The organism is Serratia sp. X10, assembly GCF_017811775.1.
Classification (GTDB): domain Bacteria; phylum Pseudomonadota; class Gammaproteobacteria; order Enterobacterales; family Enterobacteriaceae; genus Serratia; species Serratia ureilytica.
In genome coordinates, this window is sequence record NZ_JAEIOH010000002.1 from 371,612 (window position 1) to 388,660 (window position 17,049).

General features: G+C 60.0%; 16 protein-coding genes. 11 read left to right on the top strand and 5 right to left on the bottom strand.

The genetic code is table 11. The features are described 5' to 3' along the window. Nucleotides 1–105: 105 nt before the first annotated feature. Nucleotides 106–1,509 (bottom strand): coniferyl aldehyde dehydrogenase, encoded by a 1,404-nt coding sequence (locus J9788_RS07230; protein ID WP_182264178.1) that lies wholly within the window; start codon nt 1,507–1,509, stop codon nt 106–108. 219 nt (nt 1,510–1,728) lie between these two features. Between J9788_RS07230 and J9788_RS07235 the strand changes: the two genes are divergently transcribed. Beyond that, a complete protein-coding gene (locus tag J9788_RS07235) occupies nt 1,729–2,559 on the top strand; it encodes an alpha/beta fold hydrolase (RefSeq protein ID WP_046896414.1) in 831 nt (276 codons plus the stop codon). A gap of 67 nt (nt 2,560–2,626) precedes the next feature. After that, the gene (locus J9788_RS07240; RefSeq protein WP_182264179.1) at nt 2,627–3,571 is read left to right on the top strand and encodes an NAD-dependent epimerase/dehydratase family protein; all 945 of its coding nucleotides are present in this window, start codon (nt 2,627–2,629) and stop codon (nt 3,569–3,571) included. A gap of 138 nt (nt 3,572–3,709) precedes the next feature. Here J9788_RS07240 and J9788_RS07245 read toward each other — a convergent pair whose 3' ends face one another. Both J9788_RS07245 and amiA read right to left on the bottom strand, forming a co-directional pair. Then, the gene (locus tag J9788_RS07245) at nt 3,710–4,762 is read right to left on the bottom strand and encodes a porin (protein WP_182264180.1); all 1,053 of its coding nucleotides are present in this window, start codon (nt 4,760–4,762) and stop codon (nt 3,710–3,712) included. 54 nt (nt 4,763–4,816) lie between these two features. Next, nucleotides 4,817–5,659, bottom strand: a complete 843-nt coding sequence (gene amiA / locus J9788_RS07250; RefSeq protein ID WP_033643732.1) for an N-acetylmuramoyl-L-alanine amidase AmiA — start codon at nt 5,657–5,659, stop codon at nt 4,817–4,819. A 339-nt stretch (nt 5,660–5,998) separates the two neighbouring features. On the opposite strand from amiA, the gene J9788_RS07255 reads away from it, so the two are divergent. From J9788_RS07255 to J9788_RS07285, 7 genes are all read left to right on the top strand, one after another. Beyond that, nucleotides 5,999–7,369, top strand: a complete 1,371-nt coding sequence (locus tag J9788_RS07255) for an MFS transporter (protein ID WP_046896417.1) — start codon at nt 5,999–6,001, stop codon at nt 7,367–7,369. A gap of 18 nt (nt 7,370–7,387) precedes the next feature. Beyond that, nucleotides 7,388–7,786 (top strand): hypothetical protein, encoded by a 399-nt coding sequence (locus J9788_RS07260; RefSeq protein ID WP_227414444.1) that lies wholly within the window; start codon nt 7,388–7,390, stop codon nt 7,784–7,786. A 46-nt stretch (nt 7,787–7,832) separates the two neighbouring features. Further along, nucleotides 7,833–8,909 (top strand): ABC transporter substrate-binding protein, encoded by a 1,077-nt coding sequence (locus J9788_RS07265; protein WP_235430893.1) that lies wholly within the window; start codon nt 7,833–7,835, stop codon nt 8,907–8,909. A 42-nt stretch (nt 8,910–8,951) separates the two neighbouring features. Then, a complete protein-coding gene (locus J9788_RS07270) occupies nt 8,952–9,962 on the top strand; it encodes an iron ABC transporter permease (RefSeq protein ID WP_046896419.1) in 1,011 nt (336 codons plus the stop codon). Next, entirely contained in the window at nt 9,949–10,716 is a 768-nt protein-coding gene (locus J9788_RS07275; RefSeq protein ID WP_182264181.1) for an ABC transporter ATP-binding protein, read from the top strand. Before J9788_RS07270 ends, J9788_RS07275 begins: the two co-directional genes overlap by 14 nt. A 102-nt stretch (nt 10,717–10,818) precedes the next feature. Then, a complete protein-coding gene (gene hchA, locus J9788_RS07280) occupies nt 10,819–11,694 on the top strand; it encodes a glyoxalase III HchA (RefSeq protein ID WP_182264182.1) in 876 nt (291 codons plus the stop codon). Continuing rightward, nucleotides 11,691–12,419, top strand: coding sequence for a PA1136 family autoinducer-binding transcriptional regulator (locus J9788_RS07285; RefSeq protein ID WP_182264183.1), 729 nt, complete (start codon nt 11,691–11,693; stop codon nt 12,417–12,419). Before hchA ends, J9788_RS07285 begins: the two co-directional genes overlap by 4 nt. Here J9788_RS07285 and J9788_RS07290 read toward each other — a convergent pair. Beyond that, nucleotides 12,416–13,306 carry a LysR substrate-binding domain-containing protein gene (locus tag J9788_RS07290; protein ID WP_182264184.1) on the bottom strand — a complete coding sequence of 297 codons (891 nt, stop codon included), beginning with the start codon at nt 13,304–13,306 and terminating at the stop codon, nt 12,416–12,418. The two genes, J9788_RS07285 and J9788_RS07290, sit on opposite strands and share 4 nt — an antisense overlap. Before the next feature lie 129 nt (nt 13,307–13,435). On the opposite strand from J9788_RS07290, the gene J9788_RS07295 reads away from it, so the two are divergent. Beyond that, nucleotides 13,436–14,008: a hypothetical protein gene (locus J9788_RS07295; protein WP_052759893.1), complete on the top strand. Its 573-nt coding sequence runs from the start codon at nt 13,436–13,438 to the stop codon at nt 14,006–14,008. 49 nt (nt 14,009–14,057) lie between these two features. Here J9788_RS07295 and J9788_RS07300 read toward each other — a convergent pair whose 3' ends face one another. Next, nucleotides 14,058–15,764, bottom strand: coding sequence for a hypothetical protein (locus J9788_RS07300; RefSeq protein WP_046896423.1), 1,707 nt, complete (start codon nt 15,762–15,764; stop codon nt 14,058–14,060). 476 nt (nt 15,765–16,240) lie between these two features. Here J9788_RS07300 and J9788_RS07305 point away from each other — a divergent pair, with 476 nt between their 5' ends. Beyond that, nucleotides 16,241–16,969 carry a MerR family transcriptional regulator gene (locus tag J9788_RS07305; RefSeq protein ID WP_046896424.1) on the top strand — a complete coding sequence of 243 codons (729 nt, stop codon included), beginning with the start codon at nt 16,241–16,243 and terminating at the stop codon, nt 16,967–16,969. The last annotated feature ends 80 nt before the right edge of the window (nt 16,970–17,049 follow it).

A 17,049-nucleotide genomic window follows, 5' to 3' on the forward strand; every position in this document is an offset into this window, starting at 1 on the left:
GGCTAAGCTTAGTCAGCGGCGGCGGAGAGATAAAATAGGAATGAGTGAATATTGTGATAGCTTGCGGCGATTTATGGATGTGCTATTGATAGTCAACACGCCGCGTTATCGGCGCCGCAACATGAACGCGAGCACCGCGTCCGCCAGCTTGCCGAACGGCGCGCGCAGCAGGTCGGTAAAGCGCCAGCGGCTCTGGATGAAAACGCCCTTGGCGTGGCTCAGCGCCCGAAATCCTTCGATGCCGTGACAGGCCCCCATGCCGCTGGGGCCGATGCCGCCGAACGGCAGATCGTCCTGGGCGAAGTGCAGCAGGGTGGCGTTGATGCTGGCGTTGCCGGAGGCGGTGCGCGCCAGCAGCCGGTCCCGATCCTCGCCCGGCGGGCCGAAGTAGTAGAGCGCGAGCGGGCGCGGCGCGGCGTTGATAACGTCGATCGTTTCATCAAAGGTGGCGTAGGTGCGCACCGGCAGCAGCGGCCCGAAGATCTCTTCTTGCATGATCGCGCTGTCATCGGGGGCGCCGACGATAAGCGTAGGGGCCAGCGTGTTCGGCCGTTCAGACGCCGAGTCCGGGCGGTGGCCGACCGGATGGAGTTGCGCGCCGCGCGCCTGTGCGTCGGCAAGCAGCGCTTGCAGGCGGCGATAGTGCCTGTCGTTGATGATGGCGCCGTAGTCGTCGCCGGTTGGCCCGTCGGGATAAAAGCTTTTAACCGCCGCGTCATAGAGCGCCATGAAGCTTGCCAGATCGTCCTGATGAACCAGCAGGTAATCGGGCGCGATACAGGTCTGACCCGCGTTCGACAGCTTGCCGAATGCCACGCTCTTGACGTTTCTGGCGTTAACCGCGCCGCGCGCCATGACGGCAGGGCTTTTACCGCCCAGTTCGAGCGTTAACGGCACCAGATGTTTGCCGGCCGCCTGCATGACCTGACGGCCGATCGCCGTGCTGCCGGTGAACACCAGATGGTCGAACGCCAGCTCGCTGAATCTGGCCCCGACGTCCGGCCCGCCGGTCACGACGGTGACCTCATCGGCGGGAAACAGCGCCGTCAGCATCGTTTCGATGAGGCGGCTGGTATGCGGCGCGAGCTCCGAAGGTTTCAGCATCACACGGTTGCCGGCGGCCAGGGCGGTGGCCAGCGGGATGAAGGTCAACGAGAAGGGATAGTTCCACGGCGCCATGATGCCAATCACGCCCTTGGGCTGATATTGCACATAGGCGCGTGCGGCCTGATACGGCAGGGCGACGTGGCGGCGCTCCGGCTTCATGAAGCGTTTCAGGTTGCGCAGCAGGTAATCGATCGCCTGAACGGTGACCAGAATCTCCAGAATGTCGGTTTCGTAAGGCGAACGGTGGCCGAAGTCCGCGCTGACGGCCGCCGCCAGCGCGGCGCGCTGGGCCAGAATGGCGCTTCGCAGGCGGCGCAGGGCGGCCTTGCGCTGTTGCATCGTCGGCGCGCCGTCGCGCAGGAAGGCGTGGCGCTGGGCGGCAAGCCGCGGCTCCATCGTCATGAGGATGTCATCTCCCTGCACTTGAATTCTCCTGATGCCGAGTGAAAGCGGGAATGCGGTTTGCCGAATTGTGTTTGACCTTAAAGTGAACTTTAAACCTATACTCGTTAAACGATCAACGCAAGATCGTCGGCCAACCGGGATGAGGGAGCCAGAGATCCCGGTGCCGTGCGCAGTATAAACCTTCTTTTTTAACCATAGGTAAATGGGAGAAACGACATGGGTTATGTAACGACCAGCGATGGCGTCGAGATTTTCTACAAGGATTGGGGCCCAAAAAACGGCAAGGTTATCTACTTCCACCACGGCTGGCCGCTGTCCAGCGATGACTGGGATGCCCAGATGCTGTTCTTCGTGAACAAAGGGTTCCGCGTGGTTGCGCACGATCGCCGCGGCCACGGCCGCTCCAGCCAGGTGTGGGAAGGGCACGACATGGATCATTACGCCGATGATGTCGCCGCGGTGGTAAAACATCTCGGCGTACAGGGCGCCATGCACGTTGGCCACTCGACCGGCGGCGGCGAGGTGGTGCGCTACATCGTGCGCCACGGTGAGGACAAGGTGTCCAAAGCGGTGCTGATCAGCGCGGTGCCGCCGCTGATGGTGAAAACGGACAGTAACCCGCAGGGCACCCCAAAATCGGTATTCGATGATTTCCAGGCGCAGCTGGCCGCCAACCGGGCGCAATTCTATTACGACGTGCCCGCCGGCCCGTTCTACGGCTATAACCGTCCGGGTGCCAAACCGTCGGAGGCCATTATCTGGAACTGGTGGCGCCAGGGCATGATGGGCGGCGCCAAGGCGCACTATGACGGCATCGTCGCCTTCTCGCAGACCGATTTCACCGAAGATCTCAAGAAGATTGCCATTCCGGTGCTGGTGATCCACGGTGACGACGACCAGGTGGTGCCTTATCAGGATTCCGGCGTGCTGTCGGCCAAGCTGGTGCAAAACGGCACGCTGCATACCTATAAGGGCGCGCCGCACGGCATCCCGACCACCCATGCCGATCAGGTCAACGCCGATCTGCTGGCGTTCGTGAACAGTTAAGCGCGAACAAGCACTTTTGCTCCGCCCTGCGTGGGCGGAGTTTTTTTCATTGCGATAAGGAACGCCAATGCAAACGATCCTGGGCGCCAGTGGCCAGATCGCCCAAGAGCTAGCGCGTGAACTGAAGCGCGCGTACACCGATGATTTAAGATTGGTCAGCCGCAACCCGAGGAAGGTCAACGACAGCGATACGCTGGTCGCGGCCGACCTGCTCGATGCACAGCAGACCCTGGCGGCGGTGAAGGGCAGCGACGTGGTGTATTTCGCCGCCGGCCTGCCGCCGGATTCGGCGCTGTGGGAGCGGCAATTTCCGACCATGCTGCAGAATGCGTTGGACGCCAGCCGTACCGCGAGCGTGCCCTTTGTTTATTTCGACAATACCTATATGTATCCGCAGAGCGGCGAGCCGCAGACGGAATCGACGCCGTTCGCGCCTCGGGGGCGCAAGGGACGGGTGCGTGCCCTGATGACCGAGAAGGTGCTCAACGAGATGGAGCGCAAGCAGATCCCCGTGCTGATCGGCCGTGCGCCCGAGTTTTATGGGCCGGGAAAAACGCAGAGCTTCACCAATGCGCTGATCGTCGACAGGCTGAAAGCGGGGGAAAAACCGCGCGTGCCGGTTCGCGACGACAGGCTGCGCACGCTGATCTGGACGCCCGACGCCAGCCGTGGGTTAGCCCGGCTCGGCAATACGCCCGACGCGTTCGGCCAGACGTGGCATCTCCCGTGCTGCGACGAGCGGCTCACCTATGCGCAGTTCGCCGCGTTGGCCTGCGAGGTGTTTGGGAAGGACATTTCATATTCCGTTATCGGCAAATGGGCGTTGATCGCCGCAGGGTTGGTTTCGTCCGGGGCACGTGAGATGCGCGAGCTGCTGCCGCGCTACGAGCACGATAACCTGTTCGACTCGACCAAGTTCAAACAGCGTTTTCCCGACTTCGCCGTCACGACGTATCGCGCCGGGCTGGAAACGATTTGGCGGGAGTGGAAAAACGCGCAAGCGCCGCGCTGAGGCGTCCGTCACGCCATAAGCAGGCGCATTCGGCACCCTGTCATCACTCTGCCCTCATGATCCTCTCGCACCGTCTCGATCGGCGCGAGCGAGCCTCGCCCTCACCGGGCGGGGCTTTTTATTGGCTGCGGCAGCGCGTCACCAGTGATAGCTGATGCCCATATCGAGTTTGTCCGACGCATCGACGCCGGGGGCGTGCTGGGAAAGGTTATTGAATTCATAGTTAATAAACACCTGCATGTTGCTATTGAGCAACCAGGTCACGCCCAACTCCTCGTAGTTCAATAAGTCGGTGTTGCGGCCTGCCCGGGCCTGTATCAAACGGGTATAGCCGATGTTGGGTTGGATGCGGTCCGTCAGCCGATATTTGGCGAGCGCTTCATAACTGGACGCCGAGCCGCGGTTAGCGGTTTGTTGCGGGCTGATGGCGTTGTCGCTTTGGGTGAACACGGCCGCGAGATAGATTTTTTTCGACGCATAGAGAACCCCCTCGGCCAGCGTATCGATGCGCCGACGATAGCCGGCGGTGCGTTGCTGGCGCTGCGTGGTTTGAGACGCCGAAGCGGCGGCGATGAGGCTGAGCGTCGGCGTCAGCGCATAGCGGAAGGAGGCGCCGAACCCGTTGCCGTTTTGTTTGCCCAGCGCCTGTCGATCGTCGCCGTCTTTGAACTGATACTGCAGCGCGAGGGCGGCGTGCCGCTGAAACAGGCTGAAAGGTTTGCGGTAAGTGAGCAGGTTGTGCGCCCGACCGCGCATAAAGTTGTCGATGTAGTTGTAGGCCATTTCTCTGAACAGCGGGGAGCGATCGGTCAGGGCGGTCACATCATAGAGCACGCCCCAGTTGCGGCCGATATCGAGGCTGCCCAGGGCGGCGTTCTGCACGCCGAGGTAGGCGAGCCGGGTGCTGTTTCGGGTGGCGTCGGCGAAGCTGACGGTATATTCCCAATGGGCGTAGGCCCGCCAGCGCGGCGCGATCTTTTTTTTGCCGATCAGGCCGAAATAGAGATAGCTGCGGTCGCCGTCGTCGCGTTCGCTTTGACCGCTGTAGCGTCTGGCGATAATCGTGCCGTAGAAATTCAGGCTGCTGTGTTGCGATACCGTCAGCGGCACGGCGAAGGCGCTGCGCGGCAACAGGGCCAGCAGCGGGAGCCACAGGCTCGCCGAAAAAGCGCGAGGATTGCATTTTATCATGATGACGCCGTCCCTGTGCGCGGCAAGCCAGCCGGCTTGCCGTCCTGGTGAAGCTTAAGCGTGCGTGACGTGTTTAAAGTAGCTGACGATCCCCTGCGTGATGGCGGTGGCGATTTTATTTCGGAATGCAGGGGTGCCCAGCAGCCTTTCTTCCTCAGGGTTGGTGATGAACGAGGTTTCCACCAATACCGAAGGAATGTATGGGGATTTCAACACCACGAAGGCCGCCTGTTCGGTATTTTTGGCATGCAAATGATGGATAGGCGCAATATGTTGGATCAGGTGCGAGCCCAGCGTCAGGCTTTCTTTGATGGTTTCCGTTTGTTCCAAATCAAACAGTATCTTCTGCAAATAGCGATCTTTCTTGATGACGTGGGGGCCGGCGAGATCGTCCGCCGCGTTTTCACTGTTCGATAAGTATTTCGCCATCGCGCTGCTGGCGCCCTTAGTGGAAAGCGCAAAGACCGAAGCGCCGCAGGCGCTGGGGCAGGTAAAGCCGTCGGCGTGAATCGACATGAAAAGATCCGCGCCATGCCGGTGCGCGATCTCCACCCGATCGTACAGCGGAATAAAAACGTCGCTGTCGCGCGTCAGGCGTGCATCGATGCCGTGTCGATCGAGCTGCGCCCGCACGTTTCTGGCGATCGCCAGAACGACATGTTTTTCCAGCGAACCGGTGTGGCCAATGGCGCCGGAGTCGATGCCGCCATGGCCGGGATCCAACATGACCAGGAATCGTTTTCGCGCACCCTGAGGGCCCGCCTGTTTTTTGGGGCGTGGCAAGCCGTGGGCGCTAGCCAGCGGAGAAACGGCGCTATTGAGCGCCAGAGCCGCCAGCCCGGCCAGCATCATTCTGCGGCGGGACAAGCGCGTGTTCAAAAGGTCCTTCTTAGCCATAAGGTTAACCCGCATAAAGGGAAGGTTTGATTGTTATAACATAACAATTTGTGCCGGCATCATCGTCGTCTGTTAGCGCCTGTTACTTTTAATGTCATTCTATAAATAAACCGGTTTTTTATGCTGAGTATGGTTATTTGATTGAATGTTTATATTGTGATTTATTTGTATTTCATTTGTTAATTCTTATTTTGAAACACTATGCAACCCAATATTTCAAATGAGATTTATTACCATCCAATAATGATATGTTATAACGTAATTACAAAAATTGATAAAAACGGCGTCTTTGCCGCCGGCATGCCGGCATAAAGACACCCACGTTTTTGGAGCGTTAACATGACTTTTAAACACCAGGAAAAAGAGACGCTAAATCTATTCGCGGTTCTCGCCGTCTCGTTAAGCACGGTCATCGCCATGCTCGACAGCACCATCGCTAACGTAGCGCTGCCGGTGATCGCGAAAGATTTCGCCGTTTCCGAATCGGCCTCCATCATGATTATCAATGCCTACCAGTTTGCCGTCGTCGCGTCGTTGATGCCCTTTGCGGCGCTGGGCAGAACGGTGGGCAATAAAAAAATCTTTATGGCCGGGGTGGTGCTGTTTGCTTTCTCCTCGTTGGGTTGCGCGCTTTCCGACACGCTGGCGATGCTGACGGCGTTCCGAGTGATACAGGGCTTCGGCGCGGCGGCGGTGCTCAGCGTCAATGCGGCGCTGATTAAGGAGATCTACCCGGCAAGGCTGCTGGGGCGAGGCCTGGGGATTAACGTGATGGTGGTGTCGGTTTCCGCCGCCGCCGGGCCGTCCATCGCCTCGGCGATACTTTCTCAAACGAGCTGGAACTGGCTGTTCACCATCAATGTTCCCATCGCCTGCCTGTCGCTGCTGCTGAGCGTGATATTTCTGGGCTCCCGCGAGCGGCGCAGCGTTGGCTTCGACAGCGGGGGCGCCCTGTTGGTGTTTGTGCTGTTTATCGCTTTCTCGCTCAGCACGATGAGCATGACCACCCGCCATCTGCCGGCGGCGGCGCTGAGCTTTGCGGTATTCGCCGGACTGGCCGGGTGGCTGTACATCAATCAGAAAAGAAAGGCCAACGCCGCGCTGATCCCGATCGCGATGCTGCATAACCCGACGCTGTCATTGTCTTTGCTGATGTCGATGCTGTCTTACAGCACCCAGCTTTTGGCTTTTGTATCGCTGCCTTTTTATTTCCACAATGTCCTGCAAAGAAACGTGGTGGAAATCGGCCTGCTGCTGACCGCCTGGCCGCTGGCCACCATGGTGTCGTCGTTGATTTCCGGCGATTTGACCAAGAAATACGATCCCAATCTCGTCGCCCTGTCAGGCCTCGCCTGCTTGTTGGCCGGCATGCTGCTGATGGCCAACCTGCCGGCCGATCCGTCGAATGGGGCGATCGTATGGCGCGTGGCGCTCTGCGGCATCGGTTTCGGCCTGTTTCAATCACCGAACAACCTGCTGATCATGACCTCGGTCTCTCATGAAAACAGCAGCATCGCTAGCGGTCTGTTGGGCAGTTCCCGGTTGATCGGGCAAATCGTCGGTTCGGCGTTAGTGGCGATTTTCTTCAATATGCGCGGCGCGCAAGCGACGACTATCAGCTTAATGGCGGGGGCGGCGTTCTCGTTTCTCTCTCTGGCCGTGAGCTATATGCGCTTCAAGTCCGCCGTTACGTTAAAAACCAGCAAATAAGCACGTTCGAGGTTTCCCATGCGATTCACCCATCTAGTGCCGCTCATTATCGGGATGGCGGCGTTTTCCCTCAGCGGCTGCTCGACCTACCACGACGTGGCGCTGCAACAAAAAGAGGCGGGGCTCAATAGCCCGTATTATCTGTTGCAGCCGCCGGTGTATGTCGGCGATCGGCTGAAATACGGCCTGAAGGACGGCAGCGGCGGCGAGCTGACGGTAGCGAAGGTTGAACCGAAAGACATCGTTGCCGACAGCGGAAAAATCATTCCCCTGTCGCAACTCTCTTTCCTGCAGCGAAAAGAGATTTCCGAAGGAAAAACCGCCGCGTTGGTCGGCGGCGGTGCGGTCGCCACCGCGGCGATCGTTTTCGTTGCCGGGATCACCATCATGGCCGCCGGCATCGCCGCCTCGGCCTGACACCGCTCATCAACGCGCGCCATTGCGCGTGCGCGCAGGAGGCCTCATGGCCGTAAAACTGACATTCATCGCCGCCGCCTTGCTGGCGATTGCCGCTTTGCCGATGCTGCCTTGCGCCGGTGCCAGCCAGCCGCAAGCGACCGCGCTGCCGCAGAGCGCGGCGGCGCAAACGCTGCCCGGCAGCTACCCGCGGATCGTCATCACCGGCAACTGTCCCTTCGGCGTGATCCTGGCCAACGAGGCGGCCTATCGGCACGTCGTCGGCGTCGGCCCCTGGGCATTCATGCATGCCGATATGCATGTGTTGAAAGACATGAAGCCTGACATCGGCAGGATCACGTCCGATTTCATCAATAAGGACTATCGGGTCAACATGGAGTCGTTAATGAATCTGCGGCCCGACATCATTTATTACTACGGCAAAAGCCAGGACGATCGGCTGGAAAGGGCGGGCGTGATGACGGTCGATCTGGACGCCGGCGGGAAGACCAAATACCAGCCGATGGTCACCCAGGTGTATTGGGAAAATACCTTCGCCGACACCCTCGGCCTGCCGCGCACGCATAAATTCAAAGACGCCTGGGAAAGGACCCTGAAGCAGATCCGCCCCTATGCCGCAGCCATCCGCGCGCAGCACGTCAGGGCGTTGTATCTGGAAGAAAGCGACGGCAGGCAGCTGAAGGTGAGCGGCCCGCACACCTACGGCGACACCTATCTGAAAATGGCCGGCATGGATAACGTCGCCGGGGATTTGCCGGTGAAGGGCGATGCCGGCAGGTACATCAACGTGTCGATGGAGCAGATCATGGCCTGGGACCCGGATGTGATTTTCGTGGTGTTCGGCAGCGCAAAAGCGCTGCTGCATGGGGGGATCCCCGGCCAGGCGTGGGAGACGCTCAGGGCGGTGAAAAACGGCAAGGTTTTCTCGACGCCGGTGGGCATTCACAACTGGGGGGGCCTGTCGGCGGAAACGTCACTGTTGCCGCTGTTCATGATCAACCGATACGCGCCCGAAGACATTAGCGACAAGACGCTGCGGCAGGAGACGCGTCGTTATTATCAGACGATGTTCTCCTACGCGATCCCTGACCGGTTGCTGGATGAGGTGCTGGCGCAACGCTAGCGCCACGGTTGAATAGCGTTAATCCATTGGAGGAGCTTGGGGATGCCGGGCAGAGGAAAATATGCGGCGATCATGGCGGGATTGTTCATTTCGCTGTGTGCAGTCGCCTTCGCATCGCTGTTTGCCGGCCGCTACGCCTTGTCGGCCCATGATGTGGCGCAGATTTTATGGCAGGGGAACATGCCGGGGGAAAACGAGGCCCGCTATTCGGTGATTTTTAACCTGCGCGCGCCGCGGGTAGTGGCGGTGATGCTGGTGGGCGGCGGGTTGGCGGTCGCCGGCGCGACCTTTCAGGCGGTGCTGAAAAACGCATTGGCCAGCCCGGACGTGCTGGGCACGTCTTCCGCCTCCGCCTTTGGCGCTGCGCTGGGCATTCTATTGAGTTTGCCTTTTGCCCTGAGTTCGCTGCTGTCGTTTCTTTTCGGCGTGGTGAGCCTGTTGCTGGTGCTCGGTATCTGCCGCCTCAAACGCCGGCAGGATGCGCTCACCACGCTTTTGTCCGGCATGATTATCGCGTCGCTGTTTATCGCGTTTGTCTCGGTCATAAAATATGTCGCCGATCCGCAGGATACCTTGCCGGCGATCGTCTTCTGGCTGATGGGCAGCTTCGCTTCGGTAGCGAAAGCGCAGGTTTATTGGCTGATCCCGCTGTTTGCGGCGTGTTACCTGACTATCTACCGGCTCAGGTGGAATATGAACATTCTCTCTCTTGGTGACGACGAGGCGCGCATCGCCGGTCTGAATCCGCCTCGACTGAAGATCCTGTTGCTGATCGCCGCCTCTCTGCTGGTTTCCGCTTCGGTGAGCTTGGCCGGCGTGGTGGGGTGGGTCGGCTTGGTGATCCCGCATTTGGTGCGAAGCGTATTGGGGTATAACCACGGTCGCCTGATCCCGGCTTCGGCGCTGAGCGGGGCGCTGTTTTTGCTGGTGATCGACAATATCGCCAGAGGCGCCACCTACGCTGAAATCCCGATCGGCATCCTGACCGCGCTGATCGGCGCGCCGCTTTTCGCCCTCCTTTTTATTATGAGCAGCAAACATGATCACCGTTAGCCAGTTGACCCTGGGGTTCAAAGGGTGCGAGCCCATTCTCGACAACGTCAGTTTTCATCTGAAACGCGGTGAGATCCTCAGCGTGCTCGGGCCGAACGGCGCCGGTAAAACCACGCTGCTGAGACATGTCGCGGGCCTGTGCCGGCCCCTGTCAGGCGTGTGCCAGATCGGCCGCATCGACAATCGGCCCGCCCGACTGGCCTATGTGCCGCAGGCGAAAACGCCGCATTTCGCGTATGGCGTGCTCGATTTTGTCACTTTCGGCTGCGCTCGCCAGGCGGGGTGGTTCGCCGGGCCGCGACGGCAAGATTTCGCCAAGGCGCAGGCGGTGTTGCACGCGCTGGAGATCGCGCCGCTGGCGCAGAAAAACATCAATCAGATCAGCGGCGGGGAATTGCAGATGTGTTATTTCGCCAAGGCGCTGGCGGCGGACCCCGACGTCATGATCCTCGACGAACCGGAGTCGAACCTGGATTTTTACAATCAGGCTAAAATGATCGAGATGCTCTGGCGCCTCGCCAAAGAGCGGCAGATGACGATCGTGCTGAATACGCATTTTCTGCATTACGCCGATCGCATCTCCGACAAGTGCCTGCTGATGAATAAGCGACAGTGCATGTTTGGCGATAAAAACGCCTTGCTGCAAGAGGATATCCTGGAGCGTTACTTCCAGGTGCCGGTGAGAAAGTGCCGGTACGAATATGCCGGCGTCAGCGAAGAAACGTTCATTGTCGCGCTACGGCACCCCACTTGAGCGTTGCCAGTGCGAGGGGGATTGAGGGATATCCCTCATTGCGGCCCCGCCGGCGGTTATTTAAGCTGAAAGAGAAATGCAACGGTGAATATGGAGATAATCATGACTGATTCAGTATCCAACGATAGTAATCCCACCCCGGATGTGGCGGAAGACAACGCGTTCTTCCCATCACCTTACTCCCTCAGCCAGTACACCTCGTCCAAAACCGACTTCACGGGCGCCAACTACCCGAACGCCTATCGCGGCGGCAAGTGGAAGGTGCTGATGATCGCCTCGCAGGAGCGTTACCTGCTGATGCAAAACGGCAAGTTCTTCTCCACCGGCAACCATCCGGTCGAGATGCTGCTGCCGATGCATCACCTGGATCTGGCCGGTTTCGAGATCGACATCGCCACGCCGTCCGGCGATCCGGTGAAGCTGGAGATGTGGGCGTTCCCGCATGAAGATCCAGCGGTCAAGGCCACCTATGAGAAGTACCGCAGCCAACTCAAGCAGCCGAAAAAGCTGACGGAAGTCGTGAAGGATCTGGATGGCGGCAACTACCTCGGCGTTTTCATTCCCGGCGGCCACGGCGTGCTCAATGATATCCCGTTCAGTGAAGAGGTGAAAAAGACGCTGCACTGGGCCCATGACAACGATCGCTACGTGATCTCGCTGTGCCACGGGCCGGCCGGTTTGCTGGCGGCGGGCATCGGTGAGAGTAAAGACGATTTCCTCTATCGCGGCTATGAGATGTGCGTGTTCCCGGATGCTCTCGATACCGGCGCCAACATCGACATCGGCTATATCCCCGGCCCGATGCCCTGGCTGGTGGGCGAACGCCTGCGTGAGCTGGGCGTGAAGATCGTCAATGCCGACATCACCGGCAAGGTGCATAAAGATCGGCGCCTGCTGACCGGCGACAGCCCGCTGGCTTCCAACAACCTCGGCAAACTGGCGGCGGAGACGCTGCTGGCCGACGTCGCCGCGCGATGAGCGATGAGATCGCGCAGCGCGCTTTCCAGACGGCGTTGGCGATGGATCACGAGCGAACCCTGTCCGCCATTCAGGGGCGGGTTCGCGCCTTCGCCGCGCCGTTCGGCTTCGATCGCTTTGTGCTGTTTTCCGCTTCCGCCACGGCGGAGGCGGGGATCGAGCATATCTATTGGGTCGAAGGCGACTGGTTCGGCGAGGGGGAGGCGGTCGATGCGCTGACCTACGTGCGGCACTGCCCGGTGACTCGCCACATGCTGCGGGCCAGCGAGCCGTTCTTCTGGACCAAGACCCGGGCGCAGCAGGGAGAGCGCTACCGGATTGTGCGCTCGCCGCGCGGCGCGGGCCTGCACGGCGTGCAAATCCCGGTGTTCGGCCCCGCCGGCCTGGAGGGCGCCGTCAGTCTGGGAGGCGAGCGCATCGACGCCTCGCCGCCGGTGCGGTTGGCGCTGTCGCTCGTGGGCACGGCGGCCTTTTTGGCGGCGCGGCGGCTGTTTGAACCGGCGGCCGGCAAAGAAGAAGGCCGGCTGTCGGCGCGCGAGCGCGAGGTGCTGAGCTGGACCGCCATCGGCCGACGACAGGCGGATATCGCCGCGATGCTCGGCCTGTCTGAACGCACGGTGGAAAACCACCTGCGCCGCATTCGCCGGCGCCTTGGCGCCGCCACCACCGCGCAGGCGATCAGCGTGGCGATCCGCCTGGGCGAAATTGCCCCCGAGAGCCGTTAGCCTGCCGCCATTTGCCGCAGCAGCCACTCGCGCAGCGCAATGATATCGGGGCGCTGCGCGGTCTCCTCGGTGGTCATCAGATAGTAGTTGGCGCCGGGTAACGCCATCTCGAACGGCGCGGCCAGCACGCCGCGCTGCAACAAATCGCGCGCCAGCAGCCGGCTGGCGATCACCACCCCCTGGCCGGCCACCGCCGCCTGCAGCGCATGGGTTTCGTCGCTGAAGGTCAACCCGGCGTCCACGTTCAACCCCTCCGGCCCGTAGCGCCGCCGCCAGTTCTCCCAGGTCGGCGAGTCGGCGGGCACCTGCCGATGCGCCACGTGAAACAGCGTCACCCGCTGTAAATCCTCGATGCGCGCCAGCGCCAGCGCCGGGCTGGCGACCACGATAAAGCGATCCTCATGCAGCAGGGTGCAGTGCAGATCGGTTTCTGGCGTTTCACGGTAGCGGATGGCGACGTCCACGGTGCGCTGGCTGAGATCGACCCGCTCGACGCTGGTGTGCAGGCGCAGATCGATGGCGGGAAACTCCGCCTTGAAATCCGCCAGGCGCGGCACCAGCCAGTGGGTGAGAAAATTGGAGGTGGTGGTGACGGTCAGCGCCGGCGGCTGCCGGGCGCGGGTGATTTGGGCGACGGACTGTTCTAGCGCGGCAAAGGCGCGCTGGGTGCCGGCATACAGGATCTCGCCGGTCTCGGTCAGGCTGACGCCCTGCGCGCTGCGCTCGCACACCCGGCATTCCAGCACCGACTCCAGCAGCTTGATCTGGTGGCTGACCGCCGTCGCGCTCACGCCCAGCGCCTCGGCGGCCAGTTTGAAGCTGCGGCAGCCGGCCACGGCGTGGAAAGCGCGCAGCGCGCCCAGCGGCGGCAAACGGGGTTTTCTCATGGCTGAGTTATTCTCATCTAAGGCTGAAAACTATGAGTTTGTCTGACCGATTATACAAGAGATAGGCTACTGACATGTGAACAGGGAAATGAATTTATTTCATCATTTCCACCCTATCGGGAGAGAACGATGAGCCTTTCTATCAACAACGGCGCCCTGGGCGCCATGACACACACGGGAACGGCGGCGAGCGCCCTGGCGCTCAGTGTGCCGGTCGCCGCGGGCGCTTTGCTGCTGGAGGCGGAGAGCCTGCCGGGCATCGGCGCGACCCTGATGCTGCTGACGGCATTGGCGCTGGCGTTTCTCGGCGGCGCCGCACTGGCTCGCTGGCAGCCGCTGCGGAACCGGCCAGCGCTGGTGATTCTCCGCCACGGCTTTTTGCTGGCGGCGGCGGGATGGCTATTGACGCTGCTGATGCTGTTCGGCGGCCATGACTGGCCGGCTCTGCTGGCGGGTCTCGCCCTCGGCGGCCTGGGGCAGGGCGTCGCCTACCGCACGGCGGTGGGGGAGAAAGCGGCGTTCGCCGTGGCGTGCAGGCTGACGACGGTGGTGACTATCGTGGCCGTAGTGATTGCCGCTTCGCTGGTGCAAACCTACGCCGCGCCGGGCGTGAGGGGGAGCGGTTTCGCGCTGGCGTTGCTGGTCGATCTGGCGTTGCTGGGGGCGTTGCTGGCGCGGGTGGCGGAGCGGGATGGGGCCTGAGCCGTCGCGCCGCAGGTAAACAACCCGCCGGTAAACCGGCGGGCTTCGCTTAGGCGGCCGCCAGCTCTTGCGGCGTAACGGTTTGCAAACCGACAAGCTGAATGGCCGGCTGCTCCAGATTGATGCCAAAGTATCCTTGATCCCAATTGTAGATATTGACGACGTGCTGATTGAGCGCGCTTTCACCCTGCATGAATATCGACAGATCCTGCGTATGGGTTTGCGCGTTGTAGTTCAGTGAGAAGCTGCTGTTTGAACCTTCGGCGCCGAAGGCCAGCAGGTGGTTGTCGATAGACAGGGAGGAGGCCTGTAAAAAGCCCAGCTCGAAGCTGTCGTCGATGTAGATATTGTGGGTCTGCTTCACGGGAATGTTCAGCAGGCTGTTGGGGAAGGGCACATCGTTGGACAGCATGCTCAGGTTCACGCCGAGATAATCCTGCGGCGCGCTCCCTCCCGGCGCAGTGGTATAACCGTGCTCGAAACGAATCTCGCTGGAGCCTTTGCCCAGGTTGACCTCCAGGCCGTTGGCCGGCGTCAGCACCCGATCGTTAAAGGTGACGTTGTCCTTAAAGTCGGTCAGTTTCACCGCTTCGATGTTGTACAGCCCGTCCTTAAAGCCATACAGCCCGATGCCGTTTTTCTCGATCACCCCGCGTCCGCCGTAGCTGCCCTGGGCGTCAAACTTCAGGTTTACCCCGTGCGACAGGCTGGAATAATCGACCGTATCGTGGCCGCTGCCGCCGTCGATCACCGTCCAGCCGTAGTTGCCGGCGTTGTTTTGCCAGCCGCGCGGCACGCTGATGGTGTCGTCGCCGCTGCCGGTGTTAACGGCGATATTGCCGAACGCCAGGGTGAAATCGTCGTCATGCAGCGTACCGACGCGGTACAGATTCGGCGTGGACAGCACGTCGGCAATGTCGTTGAAAATCGCCGAGCCGATATCCAGCTTGCCGGGAATGAGGCTGCCGCCGCCGGTCACGCTGCTGCCGTAGGATTCGGTGTAGAAATCACGCGCCGCTTCGGCGGCGAGGCGGATGGTCTCGTGGCCAATGCCCAGGGTGGTCAAATAGGTGGGCACTTCGCCCGCCAGCAGCGTTTCAACCACGTAACTGAGGTTTTTCATTTGCATGGAGACCTGCGCCGCGGCAATCAGATCGTAAGTCCCGCCTTCCACCTTAAAGGCCGAGGTGTCGTTGGTCGCCACCCATTCGGTAAAGAACGAGGTATCGCCTAAATAAGAGAACAGCGTGGTGCCGGCCCAGGGGGAATAGTTGGGGGCGCCGGTCGAGGAGGCGTCGGTGAACACTTCGGACGCCGCTGCGCCGGCGTCGATCAGGCCGACCTCGTGAATGTCCGGCACTTTGGCGCTGGTGGGTGGGGCATCCGGCAACGGCGCGTTGGGATCGCTGCTCAGATCGACGCCAAACAGCGTTTTGGCGAAGTTTTTGGCGATGTTGTCGGAGGCATTTTGAATGCGCGCCTCCCAGTCATCGGGCACATGCCCGGTGCGCAACTCATACTGCAGCTTGGTTTGGTCGCGAATGTAATGGGCAAACGCCCCCTGATTCGAGTTCACGCCATAGGCGCCTTTGATCCAGGTATACACCGCGATATCCACGCCCTCAATGGGTTGGTTGGCATGGTTGGGATCGGTGAGCGCATCGACGGATGCGGCATATACCGCAGGCCAGTCGCCGGCTTTGGCGGCCTCCCAAATCGCTTGCAGTTTTTCTCGGTCGGTAATGACGTAAGCCATATAAACACTCCTTGTTGCTGAGAGATTACTTTGAAATTCAACATGATGAATGGAAGCGCGCGATGGAATAAACCGAAACCCGAACAGCCAGAAACGCGCATGCCGCGATCTGCAGCGAACGATGGGCAGCAGGCACCCATAGCGAAAGGATAGACGCAACTTGCTGAGCGAGAGAGATTGGCTTATCGATTGTTTTTACAGAATTATTGTTGTAAATCGGCGGGTAAATCCGCGTATTGGCGTCAGGAAGGCATTTTCGTCAGCTCGGTTAGGAATCTTCTTAGATAAAAGAGTGGGTTTCGCTAGGGGGAGCGTTGGCGTTATGAAGGCAAAACACCCGTCATGACTCACTGGCGGTGGTCTCTAAACGTGAGGCAAGTCAGGATGTTTGAGTGATAGGGTAAGCCGTTTTCACTTTATCCTATCCACGCAGTTCGTAGTATATTGAGATTCTTCTTTGTTATCGGGTGTTCTGTATGTCTTACTCCATTGGCGAATTTGCGCGGCTTTGTGGAATAACCGCGACGACATTGCGCGCCTGGCAGCGTCGTTATGGGCTTCTCAAGCCGCAGCGTACGGATGGCGGGCACCGGCTGTATAACGATGACGATATCCAACAGGCGCTTAAAATTCTCGACTGGGTCAAAAAAGGCGTCCCGGTTAGCCAGGTAAAACCGTTGCTGGCCCGTCCTGGCGCACGGCGAACGAATAACTGGTTCACCCTGCAAGAGAACATGCTGCAGCGCCTGAAAGAAGGAAAAATTGAATCCCTGCGCCAGCTGGTATACGACGCGGGGCGCGAGTATCCCCGTCCCGAGTTGGTTAGCGAAGTATTGCGTCCATTGCGCAGTAAAGTCTCGGCCAATGTGCCGGCTATGATGACGCTGCGTGAAATCCTCGACGGTATTATCATCTCCTACACCTCGTTCTGTCTGGAAGGGGATAAGCGTGCGCCGGGCGATAATTACCTGATTACCGGCTGGCATCTCACAGATCCTTGCGAGATTTGGCTTGAAGCGCTTTGTCGCACTGGGCAGGGGCATCGTATTGATGTGCTTCCCTTACCGCCCGCAACCCTGGCCCCCAACATCTTTCCCGATCGTAAATGGTTGTTGGTCACTTCCGGCAAGCTCACCGTGGCTCGCAAAAAACAGATAGAGCTCTGGCAGCAGCAGGTCAGCTCCCTCGATGTGATCTCACTTTAATCCTTCTGTCATTCCCCTTCATGCGGGTGCGGACTGACCACTTTTTCAGTGGTTAGGAATTGCGCTGCCCAAAAAAACAT

What these genes read in the sequence shown, in the direction of transcription:
- J9788_RS07245 (WP_182264180.1), bottom strand. Translation starts at nt 4,762, where the DNA reads ATGATAAAATGCAATCCTCGCGCTTTTTCGGCGAGCCTGTGGCTCCCG.
- J9788_RS07285 (WP_182264183.1), top strand. Translation starts at nt 11,691, where the DNA reads ATGAGCGATGAGATCGCGCAGCGCGCTTTCCAGACGGCGTTGGCGATG.
- hchA (WP_182264182.1), top strand. Translation starts at nt 10,819, where the DNA reads ATGACTGATTCAGTATCCAACGATAGTAATCCCACCCCGGATGTGGCG.
- J9788_RS07305 (WP_046896424.1), top strand. Translation starts at nt 16,241, where the DNA reads ATGTCTTACTCCATTGGCGAATTTGCGCGGCTTTGTGGAATAACCGCG.
- J9788_RS07230 (WP_182264178.1), bottom strand. Translation starts at nt 1,509, where the DNA reads ATGACGATGGAGCCGCGGCTTGCCGCCCAGCGCCACGCCTTCCTGCGC.
- J9788_RS07260 (WP_227414444.1), top strand. Translation starts at nt 7,388, where the DNA reads ATGCGATTCACCCATCTAGTGCCGCTCATTATCGGGATGGCGGCGTTT.
- J9788_RS07255 (WP_046896417.1), top strand. Translation starts at nt 5,999, where the DNA reads ATGACTTTTAAACACCAGGAAAAAGAGACGCTAAATCTATTCGCGGTT.
- J9788_RS07275 (WP_182264181.1), top strand. Translation starts at nt 9,949, where the DNA reads ATGATCACCGTTAGCCAGTTGACCCTGGGGTTCAAAGGGTGCGAGCCC.
- J9788_RS07300 (WP_046896423.1), bottom strand. Translation starts at nt 15,764, where the DNA reads ATGGCTTACGTCATTACCGACCGAGAAAAACTGCAAGCGATTTGGGAG.
- J9788_RS07240 (WP_182264179.1), top strand. Translation starts at nt 2,627, where the DNA reads ATGCAAACGATCCTGGGCGCCAGTGGCCAGATCGCCCAAGAGCTAGCG.
- J9788_RS07265 (WP_235430893.1), top strand. Translation starts at nt 7,833, where the DNA reads ATGGCCGTAAAACTGACATTCATCGCCGCCGCCTTGCTGGCGATTGCC.
- J9788_RS07270 (WP_046896419.1), top strand. Translation starts at nt 8,952, where the DNA reads ATGCCGGGCAGAGGAAAATATGCGGCGATCATGGCGGGATTGTTCATT.
- J9788_RS07235 (WP_046896414.1), top strand. Translation starts at nt 1,729, where the DNA reads ATGGGTTATGTAACGACCAGCGATGGCGTCGAGATTTTCTACAAGGAT.
- amiA (WP_033643732.1), bottom strand. Translation starts at nt 5,659, where the DNA reads ATGGCTAAGAAGGACCTTTTGAACACGCGCTTGTCCCGCCGCAGAATG.
- J9788_RS07290 (WP_182264184.1), bottom strand. Translation starts at nt 13,306, where the DNA reads ATGAGAAAACCCCGTTTGCCGCCGCTGGGCGCGCTGCGCGCTTTCCAC.
- J9788_RS07295 (WP_052759893.1), top strand. Translation starts at nt 13,436, where the DNA reads ATGAGCCTTTCTATCAACAACGGCGCCCTGGGCGCCATGACACACACG.